The following is an 18,161-nucleotide window of genomic DNA, read 5'->3' on the forward strand; positions in this document are numbered from 1 at the left end:
GTGCAAGAGTCTGTGAAGCCTGACGGTATCACCCCATCGCAGACCGTCGGTCCGTTCTTCAAATACGGCCTGACGCCGACCGGCGAATACGCCTGGAACGACGCGTTCACCAACTCGACGCTGACCCCCGACGTCACGGGGGACTGCATCCGTATCGAAGGCCGCGTGTTCGACGGCGACGGCGTCGCCGTACCGGACTGCATGCTGGAGATCTGGCAGCCGGATGGGCAGGGACGCTTCGCCGACCCGCAGGACAAGCGTGCGCTGCCGAATGCGAGTTTCCGCGGCTTTGCCCGCTGCGGCACCGACAAGGACGGCAACTACGCCTTCGACACCATCAAGCCGGGCGTGGTGCCGGATCCCGACGGCAAGCCGCAGGCGCCGCACATCCTGCTTGCGGTGTTCGGCCGCGGCATGCTGCGGCATCTCTACACCCGCATCTATTTCAGCGACGAGGCCGGCAACGCGGCCGATCCCGTGCTGGCGCTGGTGCCGGCTGACCGCCGCGCCACGCTGACCGCGGTGCGCGAGGGCGGCAAGGCGGTTTACCGGCTCGACCTGCACCTCCAGGGCGACGACGAGACAGTGTTCTTCGAGGTCTGAGCGAAATGTGCCGACGGCGCCAGGTCGTCGGCACCACGTTTCCTATCCAGCGCAACCGCGGTCGGCGTCGCCTTGCATCCGGCCTGATCGTCTCCATGCCCGCCTGTGCGTCAGTCCCGCTGACCCAAATCCGATTGATCGACGCTCAATTCCCGTAGCGTGTCGGAGCCTTTCTTTCGGAGACTTTCCGCAGGGCAATCCCGCATTTACCATATTGATCTAGGCTCCTCGCGGTTTCAGCGCGCGTCCTGGATTATTTCATGAAGATTCGTCTGTCATTGTCGGCCGCGATCATCGCTTTCGGGATCGTCCTTGCCATCGGCTTTGCTGCGGTTGTTTCCACCAGCCTCTATGCGCTGCGCGAGCTCAAGGTCGGCGGCCCGCTCTATTCCGACATCAAGCTCGGCAACGACCTCATCGCCGACATCCTGCCGCCGCCGGAATACGTCATCGAAGCCTATCTCGAGGCGACGCTGGCCATGCGCGAGCCGGACCAGCTGGCCGCCCACGGCGAGCGCCTGGTCCAGCTCCGCAAGGATTACGACGAGCGCAAGGCGTTCTGGGTCTCCTCCAGCCTCTCGGCAGATCTGAAGACCGCGCTGGTGTCGAAGTCCGATGCCCAGGTGCAGAAATTCTGGAAGGCGTCCGAACAGCTGCTGCCGGCCCTCAAAGCCAAGGATGCGGCGGCTTCCGAGCGCGCCTATGCGCAGCTCAAGGAGGCCTATACCGGGCATCGCGCCGTCATCGACAGCATCGTCGAGAACGCCAACAAGCAGAATGCGGCCATGGAAAAGCTGGCCGCGGACCGCGACAGCTCCATGCTCTATATTCTCCTCGGCGTCTCCGCCGCCGTCCTGGCCTTCATTGCCGCGGGGCTGCTCGGCGTTGCCTTGGGCGTGGTGCGTCCGATCGTGCGCATGACGGATACGATGCAGAAGCTCGCGACCGGCGATCTCGCCGCCGACATCCCGTTCGCGCACCGCCAGGACGAGGTCGGCTCGATGGCGGGCGCGCTTCTCGTGTTCAAGCAGGCGGCGGTCGAGAATTCCTGTCTGCGCGAGGAGCAGTTGCGGCAGGAGCAGGAGGCGGCGCTTGCCAAGCGCTCCGCCCTGCACCAGATGGCCGAAACCGTCGAGCGCGAGACCGGCCGCTCGGTCGACACCGCGACCGCGGCGACGCAAGGCGTCGAGCGGGCCGCCTCCGGCCTGTCGGAGATCGCGAAGTCGCTCTCTGCGCAGTCGCAGGCGGTCGCGGCGGCCTCGACGCAGGCCCTCGGCAGCTCGCAGGCCGTCTCGGCCGCAGCCGAAGAACTGAGCGCCTCGATCCGCGAGATCGCAGGCCAGGTCGCGCGCACCAGCACCGTCACCAAATCGGCGGTCGCCGGCCGCGAGCAGGCGCGTTCGACCATCCAGGCGCTGGCCGGGTCGGTGAAGAAGATCGCCGAGGTCTCCGACCTGATCGGCGGCATCGCGGGCCAGACCAACCTCCTCGCGCTCAACGCCACGATCGAGGCGGCGCGCGCGGGCGAAGCCGGCCGGGGCTTCGCGGTGGTCGCCGCCGAAGTGAAATCCCTGTCCGACCAGACCGCCAAATCCACCGAGGAGATCGGGCGGCTGATTGCGGAGATCCAGGCCTCGACGCAGGCCGCGGTCGATTCCGTCGAGGCCATGGGGAGCCACATCGTCGAGATCGACGGCGTGGCGACCTCAGTCGCCGCCGCGATGGAAGAGCAGGATGCCGCGACGCGGGAGATCTCGCGGTCGATTTCCGAATCGGCCGCCGCGGCGAAGGAGGTCTCGGCCAAGATCGGCGATGTCAGCCGCGACGCCGCCTCCGTCAACCAGCGCGCCGCGGACGTCAGGCAGGCGATCGCCGGGATGGCGGCCAATCTCGAACAGCTGCGGTCGGTCGTGGTGCGAACCGTGCGCGACTCGACGGCGGCGGCTTGAGCCTGGCATCAGCTCCGCCGCTGGTGCCCTGAAGTGTGATCGTGCAGTATGGCGCGGGATAGGGGCATCGTGGTTCATGACATCTCCACAATTGCCGGCGGTCGTTGAGCCCGCCCGACTGACGGCCGCGCTGCGCCGGGGCGGCGTGCTGGACGCCGGCGCGGTGCGCGAAGTGAAGGTGCTGCATCAGCGCGACACCGTCGTGTCGCATATCATCCGTCTCGGCCTGCGTTATGTCGGCGAATCCGCCGGCGCTCCGCAGTCGCTGATCCTCAAAATGCCCAATTCCGCCTTCGCCGAGCGTCTCGCCAATGGCGGCAGGCGCGAGGTGGACTACTACATGCAGCTCGCACCGAGAATGCCGCCGGGACTCGTGCCGCGCTGCTTCAATGGGCATTTCGACGAGCGGAGCCTAGCCTGGCATCTTCTGCTCGAAGATCTCACCGACAGCCATGCAACCGCGACCCAATGGCCGTTGCCGCCGTCGCGCGGTCAGGCGGTCGCGATCGTCACGACGCTCGCACGTTGGCATGCGGCATGGTGGGACCATCCCGATCTTGGTGACAGCGTCGGCACGTTGGCGAGCGCCGAGGATAGCGCGCAGCGTATGGAGACCTTTGCCGGCCACTACGATCGTTTCGCCGATATGCTCGGTGATCGCCTCAGCGAAGAACGGCGCATTCTCTACCGCCGTGTCATCGATCAGTCGGAACCGCTATCCCAGCGCTACCATTCACGCCGCCACCTCAGCATCACCCATGGCGACGCTCATATCTGGAATTTCCTGCTGCCGCGCGCGGGCGTTGCCGATACCGTGCGCATCTTCGATTTCGATCTTTGGAGCATCAATGTTCCGACTCATGACCTCGCCTATATGATGGCCATGCATTGGTATCCGGAACGCCGGCAGGCACTCGAACGCGCGCTGCTCAATGTCTACCACGATACGTTGATCGAAAGCGGCATCACCGGCTATTCGCGCGGCGCTCTCGATCGCGACTATCGCTGGGCGGTGCTCTGGCAGATCACGAGGCCGGTCTGGCAGTGGAGCATCGATATCCCGCGGGTAATCTGGTGGAACAATCTGGAGCGGGTGTTTGCGGCGGTCGACGATCTAGGCTGCGAGGAGTTGTTGGGGTAGGGCAAGCCGCATATTCAGTGTCGTCCCGGACAAGCGCGCCCAAAGCGCGCGCCGATCCGGGACCCATACTCCCGGAACGGAGTGGTCTTGCGAAAGTGATAACTCCGAATTCCCGTAACAACGTCTTCCTGTGGGTATGGGTCCCGGAACTGCGCTCCGCTTGTCCGGGACGACAAACGGTGTTTGGGGCGTTACTCCATCACCGCATGCTCCGGCCCCGCCGCCTGCTTGCGCAGCGTGGCCTTGGTGGAGCCGATCAGCAAGGCGAGCGGCAGGGTAAAGAGCACGAAGATCATCACCAGCTGGTAATCATGGGAGAAGGCGATGATCTGCGCCTGCACGCTGACCATCCTGTCGGCCATGGCGCGGCCGGTGTCGGTGGACAGATTGATGATGCCGCTGACGCCGGGCATCTGCAGTGCGTGGTTGAACGGGTTGACGTGCTCGGAGAGGATCGCGTAGGTCCACCGCGTGCCCTGCGTCAATTGCGCGATCACGATCGAAATGCCGACCGAGCTTGCGACGTTGCGCATCAGGGTCAGCATCGCGGTGCCGTCGGTGCGCAGCTCGTTCGACAGCGTCAGGAAAGCCACGGTCGAGAGCGGCACGAAGACGAGGCCGAAGCCAAAACCTTGGATGACGCTGACGGTGACGATCTCCGGCACCTGGGTCAGGTCGGTCCAGCCGGTCATCTGGAACAGCGAGCCGGCGGTCAGCGCCAGCCCGGCGATGATCAGCGTGCGCGCCTCGACATAGCGCATCATGCGGCCGACCAGCATCATGGCGAAGAAGGTGCCCAAGCCGCGGCTCGCCAGCAGCAGGCCGGCGGTGATGATGGGATAGCCGATCACGTTCTGCATGTAGGGCGAGGCCAGCGCCATGGTCGAGAACAGCACGAGCCCCATCACGATCATGAACACGCAGCCGGTGACGAAGTTGCGATCCCGGAACAGCGCGAAGCGGATGAACGGCGTCGACGTCGTGAAGGAATGCGCGAGGAAGAAGTAAAAGGCGACCCCCGCGACGATGAACTCTGCGAGGATCTCGTTGGATTCCAGCCAGCCCAATTGCTCGCCGCGGTCGAGCGCGAGCTGCAGCGCGCCGATGGCAACCGCCAGCGCGGCGAAACCGAACCAGTCGAATCTGAGGCTGAGGTTCTTTTCGGTCTCATCCATGAAGACGATGAGGCCGAGCACGGTGATGGCGCCGAACGGCAGGTTGACGAAGAATACCCAGTGCCAGGAATAGGTCTCGGTCAACCAGGCTCCGAGTGAGGGCCCCATGATCGGGCCCATCATCACGCCCATGCCCCAGATCGCCATCGCCTTGGCGCGCTCCTGGAGCGTGTAATAGTCGAGCATGACCGATTGCGAAAGCGGCACCAGGGCCGCGCCAAACACCCCCTGCAGCAGGCGGAACAGCACCATCTGGTTGATGTCCTGCGCGAGGCCGCACAGCACCGAGGCCATGGTGAAGCCGGCCGCGCAGATGATGAAGATGCGCTTGCGGCCGAAGCGGTTGGCGATCCAGCCCACCGGCGCTGTCATGATCGCTGCGGCGACGATATAGGAGGTCAGCACCCAGTTGATCTGGTCCTGCGAAGCCGACAGGCTGCCCTGCATGTATGGCAGGGCGACGTTGGCGATGGTGGTGTCCAGCGCCTGCATGATGGTCGCGGTCATGGCGCAGATCGTCACCATGTTTCGGCGCAGGCCGGGGACCATCAGGCTGGCATTGGCGTCGGACATCGAATCAGTCCTTGTCGCAGTCTCTAGCTCGGTCTTTCTTAGTCTTGATCTTTGTCCTGGCCCGCTGTCGCCGACAGGCCGAACAGGCTGGCCAGCGAGCGCTTGTGGCCGGTGTCGATGGTGGCATAGACGCTCATGCCGGCTTTCAGCTTCCGCACATATTTGTCGGTCTCGTCGAAATAGATCCGGATCGGCACGCGCTGCACCACCTTGACGAAGTTGCCAGTGGCATTCTGCGGCGGCAGGATCGCGAATTGCGCACCGGTACCGGGCGAGAGCGAGCCGATCTTGCCCTTGAAGACGTGGTTCGGGAACGCATCGACCTCGAGCGTCACGGGCTGACCTTCGGTGACGTAGGTGAGGTCGCTCTCCTTCGGGTTGGCGTCGACCCAGGGATGGGCGACATCGATGATGGTGAATACCGGCGTGCCGGCAGCGACGTAGCGGCCGAGCTGGATCTGCTCGACCTGCGTCGCCACACCGCCCATCGAGGCGCGCACCACAGCGTGGTCGAGATTGCGCTCGGCGTTGTCGAGCTTGGCCTTGGCCTCCGCATAGGCCGGGAATTTTTCCAGCGGCAGGTTGGGATCGCCGAGCAGTTGGGTCTTCGCCGTCGAGAGCTGCTGCCTGACGTATTGCGCCACGGATCCGGACGTGACCAGCGCGTTCGAGGCGTTGTCGAGGTCGAGCTGCGAGCCGTAATTGTTCTTTACCAGCGCCTGCTTGCGCTCGACGTCGCGCTGCTTCAGATCGACGCCCTGCTGGGCGAGGTTGAGCATGTCGCCATAGATCTTGATGTTGGCGCGCAGGTTTTCATAGGTCGTCAGCGCCTGCGTCAGCTGTGCTCTGGCTTCGTCCACCGCGAGGCGGAACGGCACGGGATCGATCTCGAACAGCACGTCGCCCTGCTTGACGAGCTGGCCCTCCTTCACGACCACCTTCTGGATCTTGCCGGAGATGTCGGGCGTCACCAGCACCTTCTGCGCGCCGACATAGGCGTCGTCGGTGCCGACATAGCGTCCGCCATTGAGATAGAATGTGAGGCCGCCGATGGCGACGACGACCGGCAGCACGACCAGCAACAGGAAACGGCGATAGCGGCGCAGGCCCGCCAGCAGGCGGCGGCGCGGATCGGCGCCGGCCTTCTTCGTCGGCTTGCCGCCCTCGCTCTTCTGCTCGGGCTGGAACTTGAGAACCTGATCAGCCATAGCGCTGCTCCTTACGCGCTTGTTCCGCACCGCTGGCCTGGATCGCGGTCCGCACGTTTTCCTTGATGGTTTCGAGCTGGGTGAGGAGACGGTGGGCATCCGCCGGGTTGATGCCGTCGAGCGCGTTGGCGGTGATCTCGGACCTGAGCCCGGTCATCCGGCCGAGCAGCTGCCGACCGGCCTTCTTCAAATAGAGGCGCTTGACGCGGCGGTCCGAGGCGTCGCTGCGCCGTTCGAGCCAGTCGTTGTCGCAGAGCTTGTCGATCATGCGCGTCAGCGTGATCGGCTGCACCTCGAGCAGCTCGGCGAGCTCCGACTGCTTCATGCCCTCGCTGCGCTCGACCTTGGCCAGCACGGCCCATTGCGCGCGGGTGATGCCGAACCGCGAGGCCTCCTTGTCGGCATAGACGCGCAGCAGGCGGTAGAGCTCTGCGAGCGTGAACAGGAAGTTCTGGTCGACAGACCCGCGGGTCATGAGCTTGGTCTCCAATAAGCAGGAGATATCATAAGCAAGCTTATGATTATTTCATGGCGGATTAGCGGGTGGCTGTCCCGCAGCGCGGGCATGGCTGGCAGCCGTTTGCAGTGTCGTGCTTTGGGTTCCCGGGCCGAAATGCTAAAAGATTGGCCGCATGACCCTCGCAAACCCGGTATTTCCCGCGCCCGATCACGATCACCGCCGCTGCACCGCGGATGCGCTCGCGCATGCCGAGGCCGTCTGCGAGCAGCGCGCGCAGAAATTCACGCCAATCCGCCGCCAGGTGCTGGGAGCCTTGCTTTCCAGCCACCGCCCGCTAGGTGCCTATGAGGTGATCGACGAACTGGCAAAATCGATGGCGCGGCCGGCGCCGATTACGGTCTATCGTGCCCTCGATTTCCTGATGGCCAACGGCCTCGTGCATCGCATCGAGAGCCGCAATGCCTATCTCGCCTGCGCCGCCCATGATCACGATGCGACCTCGGCCGTGGCGTTCCTGATCTGCGAGCGCTGTGGCCTCGTCGGCGAGATCCCTTCGGCGTCCTTTGCCGGGGATCTCAACGCGGCCGCGCGCGCCTCGGGCTTTGCCCCCAAATTGTCCGTGGTGGAGATCACGGGCGTCTGCACCCATTGTCAGAAGACTGCATAGACCAACAACGGCGCAAAGCCGGTATTCGGGAAGAAATGTCCTCGTCTCAAATCGTGCCCTCCGCCGCACGCCCCCTCAGTGCCGGCGCCATTGCCCTGATGCTCATGCTGTGCCTGACCTGGGGGTTCAACCAGATCGCGGTGAAGCTGGTGCTGCCGGACATTCCGCCGATGCTCCAGGCCACCATCCGCTCGATGGGCGCGCTACCGGTGCTGTTCATCATCGGCACCCTGCGTGGCGTCAATTTCTTCGAACGTGACGGCACCTGGAAGCCCGGCCTGATCGCCGGGCTGATGTTCGGCATCGAGTTCGTGTTGATCTTCCAGGGGCTGCGTCTCACGTCTGCTTCGCGTGCGGTGGTGTTCCTCTACACGGCACCGTTCTTCGTGGCGCTCGGCTCCTATCAGGTGCTTGGCGAGCGTCTTGGCGGCTCGCAATGGCTGGGCCTGGCCATCAGCTTTGCCGGCGTCGCGCTGGCGATCGGCGTGCCGCAACCCAATGTCGATTCGCATGTTCTGCTCGGCGATCTCATGATCGTCGGCGGCGCCGCGCTGTGGGCGGCAACGACCCTGGTTGCCAAGGGCACGCGGCTGCGCTTCGCCGCGCCCGAGAAGGCGCTGGGCTATCAGGTCGCGACCTCGATCCCGATCCTGGGGCTGGCGGCCTGGCTGTTCGGCGAATCGATCACGCACATGCCGGCGCCGCTATCGCTCGGCCTGATGGCGTTCCAGGCGATCTGGGTGGTGGGAACCACGTTCACGCTTTGGTTCGCACTGGTGAAGACCTATTCGGCCAGCAAATTGTCGGCTTTTACCTTCATCACCCCTTTGTTTGGCGTGGTCGGTAGCTATTTCATCATGCACGACACCCTGAGCCTGGCATTCGGGGCCGCCGCGGTCCTTGTAATTGCTGGGCTTTTTCTGGTTAACCGTCCGAGCCAAGCGGCTGCGGCGCCGCGTGATGCATTGCTGAACGTCACCAAAACCTGATATTTAGACCCCATGAACAAGCTCGAAAATCCCCTCGATTCCGACGTCGCGGGCCCCGCGCCCCGGCACCGGACCACTCAGGTCAAGGTCGGCAACGTCGCCGTTGGCGGCGGTGCGCCGATCGTCGTGCAGTCGATGACCAACACCGACACCGCCGACATCGACGGCACCATCGCCCAAGTCGCAGCGCTCGCGCGCGCCGGCTCCGAAATGGTCCGCATCACCGTGGACCGTGAGGAGGCCGCTGCCGCCGTTCCGCACATCCGTGACGGCCTCGCCAAGCGCGGCATCACGACGCCCCTGATCGGCGACTTCCATTATATCGGCCACAAGCTGCTCGCGGCCTATCCGGCCTGCGCCGAGGCGCTGGCGAAATACCGTATCAATCCCGGCAATGTCGGCTTCAAGGACAAGCGCGACACCCAGTTCGCCGACATCATCGAGATCGCGAACAAGAACAACAAGCCGGTCCGCATCGGTGCCAATTGGGGCTCGCTCGACCAGGAGCTTTTGACCAAGCTGATGGACGAGAATGCCGCGTCGGCCAATCCGCGCGACGTGCGCGCGGTGACGCGCGAGGCCATGGTGCAGTCCGCGCTGCTCTCGGCCGCGCGTGCCGAAGAGCTCGGCATGCCCAAGGACCGCATCATCCTCTCCGCAAAGGTCTCGGCGGTGCAGGATCTCATTGCGGTCTACCAGGATCTCGCGTCGCGCTCCGACTACGCCATCCATCTCGGCCTGACCGAGGCCGGCATGGGCTCGAAGGGCATCGTGGCCTCCTCGGCCGCGCTCGGCATCCTGTTGCAGCAGGGCATCGGCGATACCATCCGCATCTCGCTGACGCCGGAGCCCGGCGGCGACCGTACCCGCGAGGTGCAGGTTGGCCAGGAGCTGTTGCAGACCATGGGCTTCCGCACCTTCGTGCCGCTGGTTGCGGCCTGCCCCGGCTGTGGCCGCACCACTTCGACCACGTTCCAGGAGCTGGCGCGCTCGATCCAGGATTTCATCCGCGACGAGATGCCGACCTGGAAGACGAAGTACCCGGGTGTCGAGGAGCTCAACGTCGCGGTGATGGGCTGCATCGTCAACGGCCCCGGCGAGTCCAAGCATGCCAATATCGGCATCTCGCTGCCGGGCACCGGCGAAGCCCCGGCCGCGCCTGTCTTCGTCGACGGCAAGAAATTCCGCACGCTGCGCGGCCCGACGATCTCAGCCGACTTCAAGGCGCTGGTGATCGACTACATCGACCAGCGCTACGGCCAGGGCGCCAAGATGCCGGTATCAGCGGCGGAATAGTTTCACTCCGCCAGCGCTCCACACACGTCAGTCGTCCCGGACAAGCGCGCCTCAAGCGCGCGCCGATCCGGGATCCATAACCACAGGATTTTGTGGTTACGACGGGCCGTCACTCCGGGTCTTCGCCAAACCTGATCCTGTGGTTATGGGTCCCGGGCTCGCGCTCCGCGCGCCCCGGGACGACGACTGTGCTTGCTGGTTGCACATCCATCACTGCACGCTACCATGCTCCCAATCAACAATGATCGGGAGACACGCCATGAGCTCACTCGCCGGCAAGCAGGGCCCGCGCTATCGCCACACGATTGACGACGGCGCGCCGTACGAAACTATCGCGGTCGAGAAGCTCACCCCCATCATCGGCGCGGAGATCTCGGGCGTCGATATCGGCGCGCTCGTCGAGGGCGACACCCGCTCCAACCGGCAGATGGACGAGATCCACCGCGCGCTCGCCGAAAACCTCGTCATCTTCTTCCGCGACCAGCACATCACGCCGCAGCAGCATCTCGCTTTTGGCCGCAAGTTCGGCGAATTGCATGTTCATCCGGCCGCGCCGCACGAGGACGACGATCCGGCGCTGATGAAGATCTACGCGGACAAGAATTCGCCGCGCGCCAATGGCGAGGGCTGGCATTCCGACGTGTCCTGCGATCTCGAGCCGCCGATGGGCTCAATCTTGTACATCAGGCAATGCCCGCCACGCGGCGGCGACACGCTGTTCGCCAACATGTACGCAGCCTATGAGGCGCTGTCGGACCGCATGAAGGCCTATCTCGACGGGCTCACCGCGCTGCACGATGGCGAGCCCATCTATCGCGGGCTCTATACGAACTATGGCGTCGCCGATCGTCCGTCCTATCCGCATGCCGAGCATCCCGTCGTGCGCACGCATCCGGTCACGGGCAGGAAGGCGCTCTACGTCAACCGCGGCTTCACCCGCCACATCAACGGCATCCCGCGCGACGAGAGCGATGCGATGCTGGCCTATCTCTACCAGCACGCCGAGAACCCGCTGTTCCAGTGCCGCTTCCGCTGGACCGAAAACGCCATCGCCTTCTGGGACAACCGCTGCACCCAGCACCGCGCGATGTGGGACTACTGGCCGCACACGCGCTCGGGCACGCGCGTGACGGTGACGGGGGAGCGGCCGATCTAGGCTCGTGCCCCGGACGCAGCGCAGCGCTCCTTCAGCACTGCACTGCAGAGCGGGGGCCCAGGTAATAACGATGGGTCCCGGCTCTGCGTCGCGTCATTTCATGACGCGACGCGTCCGGGACGCGAGTGCTGTCTTGCGTTGACGTCCTCCCGCTCCCGCGCCAATCTTCTCGAAAACAAATCGGGAGGATCAGCCATGCTCCGCGCCGCCGCCAGCATTCCCAGCAAGACCAAGCACCTGCCGCCGGCGATGCTGGAACGCTTCGGCGACGTTGCCGGCTTCGTCGGTCGTCCCTGGATCGCAGCAGCGGAGTAGCGCTTGGCGCAACTACGAAGCATCATCGTCGGGCTGGTCGCGTCGATCTTGCTGTCGCCGCTTGCGACTGTTGGCAGCGGCGAGGCTGCTGCTGCGCGAAAGGTTGCGAAGACCAAGCCGAAGCAGCCGCAATCATCGGCAAAATGCGAGATGCCGAAATTCAAGATCGTCGTGGACGTCGGGCACACCCCCGATTCCTACGGCGCGTTGAGCGCGCGCAATGATCCGGAGTTCGGCTTCAACTTCCGCCTCGCCAGGCTGATCACGGCGAAGCTCAGGTCCGAAGGCTTTGCCGAAACCCGCCTGCTGGTCACGGACGGCAAGGCACGGCCGAGCCTGTTTAAGCGCGTCAGTGCCGCGAACGAAGGCCGGACCGACCTGTTCCTGTCGGTCCATCACGATTCGGTGCCGGACAAGCTGCTGGAGACCTGGGAGTTCGACGGCGCAAAGAGCTATTTCAGCGATCGTTTTTCGGGGCACTCGCTGTTCGTGTCGCGGCAGAATCCGCACTTCGCCACCAGCCTGATGCTGGCCCGGATGATCGGCCGGCAATTGAAGCAGCAGGGCCTGCACTATGCCAGCCAGTACACCCTGCCGGTGATGGGCCGCTACCGGCGCCAGCTGCTCGACAAGGACGTCGGCGTCTATCGCTATGACGGGCTCATCGTGCTGTCGCGGACGAGGAGCGCCGCCGTGCTGCTCGAGGCCGGCTCGATTATCAATCGCGACGAGGAAATGGAGCTGAACTCGGCGGAGCGGCACGAAGCGGTCGCGGGCGCCGTGGCAGCTGCGATGAGGGAGTTTTGCGAGAGGCGGTAGCGAGTTCGGTTCGCGTTGGTCATTGCGAACGCAGCCAAGCAGCCCAGGCTCTCCGCGGAAGGACTCTCGATTGCTTCGCTGCGCTCGCAATGACGAGAAGCTACAGCGGCATTCTCCGATACTCCCGGTTTGCCAGACTTGCCTCCTCCAGGTCCAAGTCACGTTCGATTCGCCGCCGCGTTTCGTCGGTGATCTGGCCCTCGCGCAGGAGGTCGTGGATGAATTTTCTTTCGGCGGCGATCAGCTCGCGGGTCAGCGTGGTGCCGGCGGCGGAGACGTCGTGGTGGTTGGGATCGAGCGAGTCCGGGAGCTGGTTGACACGGATATCGTGCCGTGCGCGCAGCAGCCGCATCACTTCTTCGGATACTTCCTTCTGCGCGGTCAGCGCGTCGAGCGATTCCAGCGCGGCATCGAGCGCCTGGCGGCGGGCGGCGATCTCGGCTTCGTGCTCGGCGGCATGCTCGTGGCGGCCGGCCTCGGCGACGCCGAGCCAGCGCACGACCGGCGGCAGCGTCAGGCCGACGCCGATCAGCGTGACGAAGATGACACCGAAGGCGACGAACAGGATCAGGTCGCGATATGGAAAGGCCTCGCCATCAGGCAGCGTGAACGGCAGCGCCAGCGCGGCCGCCAGCGACACGGCGCCACGCACGCCGGTGAAGGCGAGCACGAACGGCCATTGCCATGGCGGCGACGGGTCGCGCTTGCGCAACGACTTGCTGAGCATCCGCGGCAGGTAGGTCGCGGGGTAGAGCCAGGCGAAGCGCGCGATCACGACGATGACCAGGACCACTGCCGTCGCGATGAGAATGTCGTCGAGCGGGAAGGACTTCGACTTCTCGTAGAGCGCGCGCATCTGGAAGCCGGTGAGCAGGAAAAGCATGCCCTCGATCAGATAGATCACCAGATCCCAGAAGAAGATACCTTGCAGGCGCGTTGCCGACGAGATCAGCAGCGGCCCGTTCCAGCTCACGTAGAGGCCGCAGGCGACGGTCGCGATCACGCCGGAGCCGCCGACATGTTCGGGCAGCCAGTAGGAGACATAGGGTGTGATCAGCGACAACGTCAGCTCGACCTGCGGATCCCCCGACCATTTGCGGAAGCGCAGGGAGAGCCAGCCGACCCCGATCCCGAAGGCGATCTCGCTGGCGACGATCAGGAGGAACTCGCCGGCCGCGAGCGGCAGCGAGAAATGTCCGACCATGATCGCGGCGAGCGCAAAGCGGTAGAGGATCAGCGCAGTGGCGTCGTTGGCCAGCCCTTCACCCTCGAGGATGACCAGGAGCCGGCGCGGCATGTTGAGCCGGCGCGCGATCGCGAGCGGCGCCACCACGTCGGGCGGCGCAACGATGGCGCCCAGCAGGAAGGCGACGGTCCAGGGCAGGCCGATCATGTAATGCGTGGCGGCCGCCACCATCGCCGCGGTGAAGATCACCGCGCCGACCGCGAGCAGCACGATCGGGCGTAAATTGTTCCTGAACTCGCGCCAGCTCATGGCGACGCTCGCCGAGTAGATCAGCGGCGGCAGGACCATCAAGAGGACCAGTTCCGGCGGCAGCTCGACCGGCGGCATGCCCGGCACGAAGGCCAGGCCGACGCCGGCCAGCATCAGCAGAATGGCCGGGGCGACGTTGAAGCGGCGCGCGGCCAGCGCCACGCCCGCCAGCACGGCAAGCAGGATGAGAAAGGTCTGAAATTTCGCTTCCATGATGGCCTGTCTTGACCCGGAAGCGCGCGCAAGGTCAATGCGGCGCTGCTCACGCCAGCTGGCCGGCGACCATCCGTCCAATCTGCGCGAATAAAGTCGCGATCTGCGCCGCATTCGGCGTGCCGCCCTGGGTATAGGCCGCGATCAGGATCGGCGCATCCGGCTTCGGCCAGACGACCGCGATATCGCCCGACGCATCCTTGCCGTTATTGCCTGTCTTGTCGCCGATCTTCCAGCTTGCCGGCAGGCCACCACGCAGCCGGTTCGCACCGGTCTTGCAATTCACCATCCAGTCGGTCAGTTGGAGGCGCGATTGCGTCGACAAGGCCTCGCCCAGCACCAGCCGCCGCAGATTGCCCGCCATCGCCGCGGGGGTCGTGGTGTCCCGGGGATCGCCGGGCCGTGAGCGGTTGAGCTCTGGCTCGTTGTGGTCGAGCCGCGAGGTGGTATCTCCGAGCGATCGCCAGAATGCAGTCAGCGCGGCGGGCCCGCCGATCCGCGCCAGCAGCAGATTGGCGCAGGTGTTGTCGCTGAGCTCGACGATCGCCTTGCACATCTCGCCGACCGACATCTTGCCGGCCGCGAGATTTTGCCTGGCGACCGGTGCGTATTCCAGGAGATCGGCCTTGCCGTAAGGGATCATGGCCGCAAGCTGCTCCTCGCCGCGATCGATCCGCGCCAGCACGCAGGCCGCAAGCGAGGCCTTGAATGTCGAGCACATGACGAAGTGCTCGTCGGCGCGCCAGGCGAGTTTCCTGCCGGTCGCAAGATTCTCCGCATAGAGCCCGATGCGCCCGCCAGTGTCGCGCTCATAGGCTTCGAGTTCGGCCGGCGTCTCCGCGGCGAGCGCGGGAGAAGCGGCGATCCAGCACAGGGAGGCGAGCAGGGATCGGCGATCGACAAGCATGGGAGACCTTTGGCGTGGGTCAGACGGTGTGGGGATGTAGCGGACGCCTTATCCGCACCGTCATTGCGAGCGGAGCGAAGCAATCCAGGCGGCCTCCGCGGCGAGATTCTGGATTGCTTCGCTTCGCTCGCAATGACGAATGGAGAACGAGTGCGACAGATTTCGGGCAGCGGAAGATCGGGAGGGCTCACTCCCGCAGGTCGTACCTGTACGATTTCGACACGATCTGCCAGCCGTCGGCGAGCTTCATCGCCACCAGATAGTCGGTGAAATAGCGCGGCGGCAGCTGGCAGCGCACCTTGATGAAGGCGGTCTTGTCGTCGGAACGGTCGATCGTGACGACGAAATCTTCGCGCGGCTTGCCCTCGGCTTTGGCCGAGGCGCGCTTGCGAACGCGATCGAGCCAGTCGGGCACGGTCAGAACCTGGAGCTCGCCCTTCTCGACCCAGCGCAGATCGGCAGAGGGATGGAAGATGGCGCCGAGCTTTTCGGCGTCGCCCTCATAGAGCCCGTCAAAATAGGATTGCACGACGGCTTCGACGCTCGAACGGTCCTGGTTCATGAGTCATTCCTCTGCATAATGGCGCGGAGCGAACTTAGTCGTATACGTCAAAATGCGCTATGGGTCTGTGGGCAGCTTGCACGAAGGCAATCGTCATGACCGGATCATACAATTCGAACGCTCGTATCATCGCCGGCGAATGCTATTGCCGCGCTGTGCGCTTTGAAGTGGAGGATGCGTTCTCCTATGCGATGAACGGCCACTGCTCGAACTGCCGTCGCACCACCGGAGCCGCCTTCAAGCCGTTCGCCCGGCATCGCGGAAGACAAGCTCCGCATCGTCCGGGGAGAGGACCAGCGGATGATTTTCGGCGACGATACCACCCATAATGCGCATTGTGCCCGCTGCGGCTCGCTGCTCTATTCCCGGGTGCGTGAAGGACAATGGGTCCATGTCGCCATGGGCACCCTGGTCGATGCCCCCTCGATCCGGCCCAGCGCCCATATTTTCGTCGGCTCGAAGGCGCCCTGGCACGAGATCACGGACAATCTGCCGCAATATCGGGGGCACATCGGGGCTGTCTGAGGGAGCCCGGACCGCGCGGCCATTCGACGGCGAACTGCGACCGCGGTGGCGCGACGACGGCGACCAGCGTCCCGCACGGCAGCGTCGTCAGTCTGGCGAGGCGGCGGGCGCCCATGGTGCCGCTGCCGGCATTGCTGCTGCTGGCGCCGGCCGCGCGACGAGTGGCGGGCAGGTCTACTGCAACAATACCGGTTGTCGTCCGGTCCATCGCGGTTGCCGTCTCGAATATCGCGGCGGCGGCGGCCCCGGCAACGACCCCAACGCCGAGGTGTGTTACTGACCGCTACTTTCTGGATCGTCCGGCGAGGGCCGGGACGACGGATTATTTCGAGATCGCGCTCGCCGCGATGTTCACTGTCAGCGCCAGCAACGCCGTGTTGTAGATAAAGGACACGATGCCGTGCGCCGTCGCGGTGCGGCGAATGGTCTTGTCAGTGATGCCGACGTCGGAGACCTGCGCAGTCATGCCGATCACGAAGGAGAAATAGACGAAATCCCAATAGTCGGCATGGTCGTCCTTGTCGCCGCGCGGAAACTGCAGGCCACCTGCCGTAGCGTCGCGATAATAATCATGCGCGTAGTGCAGTGCGAAGATCGTGTGCACCGCAGCCCATGACAGCACGATGGTGATGATCGCGATCGTCAGCTCCAGGCTCCCGCGCTGCGGCGTGCCCAGCTCGGAGACGATTGCCGCGATGCTGGCGAAGGCACCGGTCGCCGTGACGAGCAGGATCACGAATCGGCCGTCATCCTGCATCGCAGCGGCGCGACGGATGTGCCGGTGGTCGTTGCAGAGCATCATCGCATAGACCAGCCCGAGATAGACCGCGATCAGCGCGTCCCATCCGAACAGGAGCCGCGTCACCAGCCGGTGCGTACCTGGCATAAGCAGGCAGACGAGGACGCCGACAGCGAGCGCAATGAACGTCCGCGGCCGTGCATAGAGCAGCCGCATCGGCCGCGACATCTGGCGGAAGCGGACAAGAACGGGATCCTCTTTGCCGCCGGCCGCCATCGGCGCGCGCTAGTTTTTCCGCTCGGCGACGAATCGCGCGGCGGCCTGCAGCACGGTTGCGCGGTCGCCGAAGATCGACACTGCGTTGTCCGCGCGCGCGAGCAAATCGCGCACGCGCTGCTTGGCGCCTTCGATGCCGAGCTGAGTGACGAAGGTGGTCTTGCCGAGCGCGGCATCGGCGCCGGCCGGCTTGCCGAGCGCGGCCGCATCGCCCTCGACGTCGAGCAGATCGTCGGCGATCTGGAAGGCTTCGCCGAGCGCGCGTCCGTAATCGTCGAGCGCCTGATACTCCTTTTGCGAGGCCTGGCCGAGGATCGCGCCGGCGATGCAGCCGTAGCGCAGCAGCGCGCCGGTCTTCATCTGCTGAATGCGGGCGACGTCGATCGGCTCGTTGCCGCCGAAGCGGCCTTCGCCGGCGAGGTCGAGGATCTGGCCGCCGACCATGCCGCCGATGCCGGCGCAGCGCGCCAATGCGCGCGTCAGCAGCAGCCGCACATTGGCGTCGCGATGGATCTCGTCGCGGGTGATGATGTCGAAGGCGAGCGTCAGCAGGCCGTCGCCGGCGAGGATCGCGGTCGCGTCATCGGTCTTCTTGTGCAGGGTGGGGCGGCCGCGGCGCAGGTCCGAATTGTCCATCGCCGGCAGGTCGTCATGGATGAGCGAATAGCAGTGAATGCATTCGAGCGCGGAGCCTACGAGCAGGGCCGCCTCGCGCGGCACGCCGAAGACGGCGGCGCTTTCGACCACCAGGAACGGCCGCAGACGCTTGCCGCCATTCAGGCTCGAATAGCGCATTGCGTCCATCAGTCGCTTGGGCCGGGCGATCTCGTCGTGCAGGATGTCGTCCGACAATAGCCGCCCGAGCAGGGCCTCGGTGTCATCAGCGGTCTTGTCCAGACGTTTGGCGAAATCGGACGGGGACGTGCCGGTCATCAAGAAGGGCTCCAGAACTAAAATTCGGCCGGACAATCCTTTATGCGCCCGCGCCAGTCAATCGTTTGGAAGGGCTAAAAAGTGCTGGAAAAGGCCCGAATTATCACAGACTTAATGGCTCAGCCGTGGGCCTCGTTTCATTTTGCGCCGGAAAGGTCGA

The 18,161-nt window shown here is 64.8% G+C and carries 16 protein-coding genes and 1 pseudogene; 9 read left to right on the forward strand and 8 right to left on the reverse strand.

The genetic code is table 11. The features are described 5' to 3' along the window. The 3 genes from pcaG (at position 1) to H1B27_RS06515 (ending at position 3,693) form a co-directional block, all read left to right on the forward strand. On the forward strand, positions 1-603 hold the full coding sequence (gene pcaG, locus H1B27_RS06505) for a protocatechuate 3,4-dioxygenase subunit alpha (protein ID WP_197965412.1): 603 nt from the start codon (positions 1-3) through the stop codon (positions 601-603). Positions 604-863: 260 nt separating this feature from the next. Next, the gene (locus tag H1B27_RS06510; RefSeq protein ID WP_197965413.1) at positions 864-2,552 is read left to right on the forward strand and encodes a methyl-accepting chemotaxis protein; all 1,689 of its coding nucleotides are present in this window, start codon (positions 864-866) and stop codon (positions 2,550-2,552) included. Positions 2,553-2,628: 76 nt separating this feature from the next. Next, positions 2,629-3,693, forward strand: coding sequence for a phosphotransferase (locus H1B27_RS06515; protein ID WP_061879822.1), 1,065 nt, complete (start codon positions 2,629-2,631; stop codon positions 3,691-3,693). A 191-nt stretch (positions 3,694-3,884) separates the two neighbouring features. On the opposite strand, the gene H1B27_RS06520 is transcribed toward H1B27_RS06515, so the two are convergent. From H1B27_RS06520 to H1B27_RS06530, 3 genes are read right to left on the reverse strand one after another with little or no spacing between them, the layout of a single operon-like run. Continuing rightward, positions 3,885-5,441 (reverse strand): MDR family MFS transporter, encoded by a 1,557-nt coding sequence (locus H1B27_RS06520; RefSeq protein WP_061879821.1) that lies wholly within the window; start codon positions 5,439-5,441, stop codon positions 3,885-3,887. A gap of 38 nt (positions 5,442-5,479) precedes the next feature. Then, positions 5,480-6,649: an HlyD family secretion protein gene (locus tag H1B27_RS06525; RefSeq protein WP_197965414.1), complete on the reverse strand. Its 1,170-nt coding sequence runs from the start codon at positions 6,647-6,649 to the stop codon at positions 5,480-5,482. Beyond that, positions 6,642-7,124 (reverse strand): MarR family winged helix-turn-helix transcriptional regulator, encoded by a 483-nt coding sequence (locus H1B27_RS06530; RefSeq protein ID WP_197965415.1) that lies wholly within the window; start codon positions 7,122-7,124, stop codon positions 6,642-6,644. Before H1B27_RS06530 ends, H1B27_RS06525 begins: the two co-directional genes overlap by 8 nt. Positions 7,125-7,281: 157 nt before the next feature. Between H1B27_RS06530 and H1B27_RS06535 the strand changes: the two genes are divergently transcribed. The 5 genes from H1B27_RS06535 to H1B27_RS06555 all read left to right on the forward strand — a co-directional run bounded on the left by H1B27_RS06535 (position 7,282) and on the right by H1B27_RS06555 (position 12,351). After that, the gene (locus H1B27_RS06535; protein WP_028176819.1) at positions 7,282-7,776 is read left to right on the forward strand and encodes a Fur family transcriptional regulator; all 495 of its coding nucleotides are present in this window, start codon (positions 7,282-7,284) and stop codon (positions 7,774-7,776) included. Positions 7,777-7,811: 35 nt separating this feature from the next. After that, a complete protein-coding gene (locus tag H1B27_RS06540) occupies positions 7,812-8,765 on the forward strand; it encodes a DMT family transporter (protein ID WP_197965416.1) in 954 nt (317 codons plus the stop codon). Between the two features lie 12 nt (positions 8,766-8,777). Beyond that, the gene (gene ispG, locus H1B27_RS06545; protein WP_197965417.1) at positions 8,778-10,061 is read left to right on the forward strand and encodes a flavodoxin-dependent (E)-4-hydroxy-3-methylbut-2-enyl-diphosphate synthase; all 1,284 of its coding nucleotides are present in this window, start codon (positions 8,778-8,780) and stop codon (positions 10,059-10,061) included. Between the two features lie 259 nt (positions 10,062-10,320). Continuing rightward, the gene (locus tag H1B27_RS06550; protein WP_061879817.1) at positions 10,321-11,217 is read left to right on the forward strand and encodes a TauD/TfdA dioxygenase family protein; all 897 of its coding nucleotides are present in this window, start codon (positions 10,321-10,323) and stop codon (positions 11,215-11,217) included. Positions 11,218-11,535: 318 nt separating this feature from the next. Beyond that, complete coding sequence (locus H1B27_RS06555) at positions 11,536-12,351, forward strand: N-acetylmuramoyl-L-alanine amidase (protein ID WP_061879816.1); 816 nt, start codon at positions 11,536-11,538, stop codon at positions 12,349-12,351. A gap of 100 nt (positions 12,352-12,451) precedes the next feature. Here H1B27_RS06555 and H1B27_RS06560 read toward each other — a convergent pair whose 3' ends face one another. The 3 genes from H1B27_RS06560 to H1B27_RS06570 form a co-directional block, all read right to left on the reverse strand. Continuing rightward, positions 12,452-14,059, reverse strand: a complete 1,608-nt coding sequence (locus tag H1B27_RS06560) for a Na+/H+ antiporter (protein ID WP_061879815.1) — start codon at positions 14,057-14,059, stop codon at positions 12,452-12,454. A gap of 49 nt (positions 14,060-14,108) precedes the next feature. Then, the gene (gene bla, locus H1B27_RS06565) at positions 14,109-14,966 is read right to left on the reverse strand and encodes a class A beta-lactamase (protein ID WP_197965418.1); all 858 of its coding nucleotides are present in this window, start codon (positions 14,964-14,966) and stop codon (positions 14,109-14,111) included. A gap of 187 nt (positions 14,967-15,153) precedes the next feature. Beyond that, entirely contained in the window at positions 15,154-15,528 is a 375-nt protein-coding gene (locus H1B27_RS06570; RefSeq protein ID WP_061879813.1) for a nuclear transport factor 2 family protein, read from the reverse strand. A gap of 95 nt (positions 15,529-15,623) precedes the next feature. Here H1B27_RS06570 and H1B27_RS06575 point away from each other — a divergent pair. Continuing rightward, positions 15,624-16,053: pseudogene (locus H1B27_RS06575) on the forward strand (GFA family protein). Between the two features lie 322 nt (positions 16,054-16,375). On the opposite strand, the gene H1B27_RS06580 reads toward H1B27_RS06575, so the two are convergent. After that, positions 16,376-17,068: a DUF1345 domain-containing protein gene (locus tag H1B27_RS06580; protein ID WP_197965419.1), complete on the reverse strand. Its 693-nt coding sequence runs from the start codon at positions 17,066-17,068 to the stop codon at positions 16,376-16,378. 9 nt (positions 17,069-17,077) lie between these two features. Beyond that, complete coding sequence (locus tag H1B27_RS06585) at positions 17,078-18,001, reverse strand: polyprenyl synthetase family protein (RefSeq protein ID WP_197965420.1); 924 nt, start codon at positions 17,999-18,001, stop codon at positions 17,078-17,080. Between the last annotated feature and the right edge of the window lie 160 nt (positions 18,002-18,161).

The sequence above is a fragment of the Bradyrhizobium diversitatis genome (genome assembly GCF_016031635.1).
In the GTDB taxonomy this organism is placed as follows: domain Bacteria; phylum Pseudomonadota; class Alphaproteobacteria; order Rhizobiales; family Xanthobacteraceae; genus Bradyrhizobium; species Bradyrhizobium diversitatis.

Bases quoted from the DNA above. Each gene is read 5' to 3' on its own strand.
- ispG (WP_197965417.1), top strand. From the start codon at position 8,778: ATGAACAAGCTCGAAAATCCCCTCGATTCCGACGTCGCGGGCCCCGCG.
- H1B27_RS06580 (WP_197965419.1), bottom strand. From the start codon at position 17,068: ATGGCGGCCGGCGGCAAAGAGGATCCCGTTCTTGTCCGCTTCCGCCAG.
- H1B27_RS06525 (WP_197965414.1), bottom strand. From the start codon at position 6,649: ATGGCTGATCAGGTTCTCAAGTTCCAGCCCGAGCAGAAGAGCGAGGGC.
- H1B27_RS06510 (WP_197965413.1), top strand. From the start codon at position 864: ATGAAGATTCGTCTGTCATTGTCGGCCGCGATCATCGCTTTCGGGATC.
- H1B27_RS06535 (WP_028176819.1), top strand. From the start codon at position 7,282: ATGACCCTCGCAAACCCGGTATTTCCCGCGCCCGATCACGATCACCGC.
- bla (WP_197965418.1), bottom strand. From the start codon at position 14,966: ATGCTTGTCGATCGCCGATCCCTGCTCGCCTCCCTGTGCTGGATCGCC.
- H1B27_RS06550 (WP_061879817.1), top strand. From the start codon at position 10,321: ATGAGCTCACTCGCCGGCAAGCAGGGCCCGCGCTATCGCCACACGATT.
- H1B27_RS06540 (WP_197965416.1), top strand. From the start codon at position 7,812: ATGTCCTCGTCTCAAATCGTGCCCTCCGCCGCACGCCCCCTCAGTGCC.
- H1B27_RS06515 (WP_061879822.1), top strand. From the start codon at position 2,629: ATGACATCTCCACAATTGCCGGCGGTCGTTGAGCCCGCCCGACTGACG.
- H1B27_RS06585 (WP_197965420.1), bottom strand. From the start codon at position 18,001: ATGACCGGCACGTCCCCGTCCGATTTCGCCAAACGTCTGGACAAGACC.
- H1B27_RS06520 (WP_061879821.1), bottom strand. From the start codon at position 5,441: ATGTCCGACGCCAATGCCAGCCTGATGGTCCCCGGCCTGCGCCGAAAC.
- H1B27_RS06560 (WP_061879815.1), bottom strand. From the start codon at position 14,059: ATGGAAGCGAAATTTCAGACCTTTCTCATCCTGCTTGCCGTGCTGGCG.
- H1B27_RS06530 (WP_197965415.1), bottom strand. From the start codon at position 7,124: ATGACCCGCGGGTCTGTCGACCAGAACTTCCTGTTCACGCTCGCAGAG.
- H1B27_RS06570 (WP_061879813.1), bottom strand. From the start codon at position 15,528: ATGAACCAGGACCGTTCGAGCGTCGAAGCCGTCGTGCAATCCTATTTT.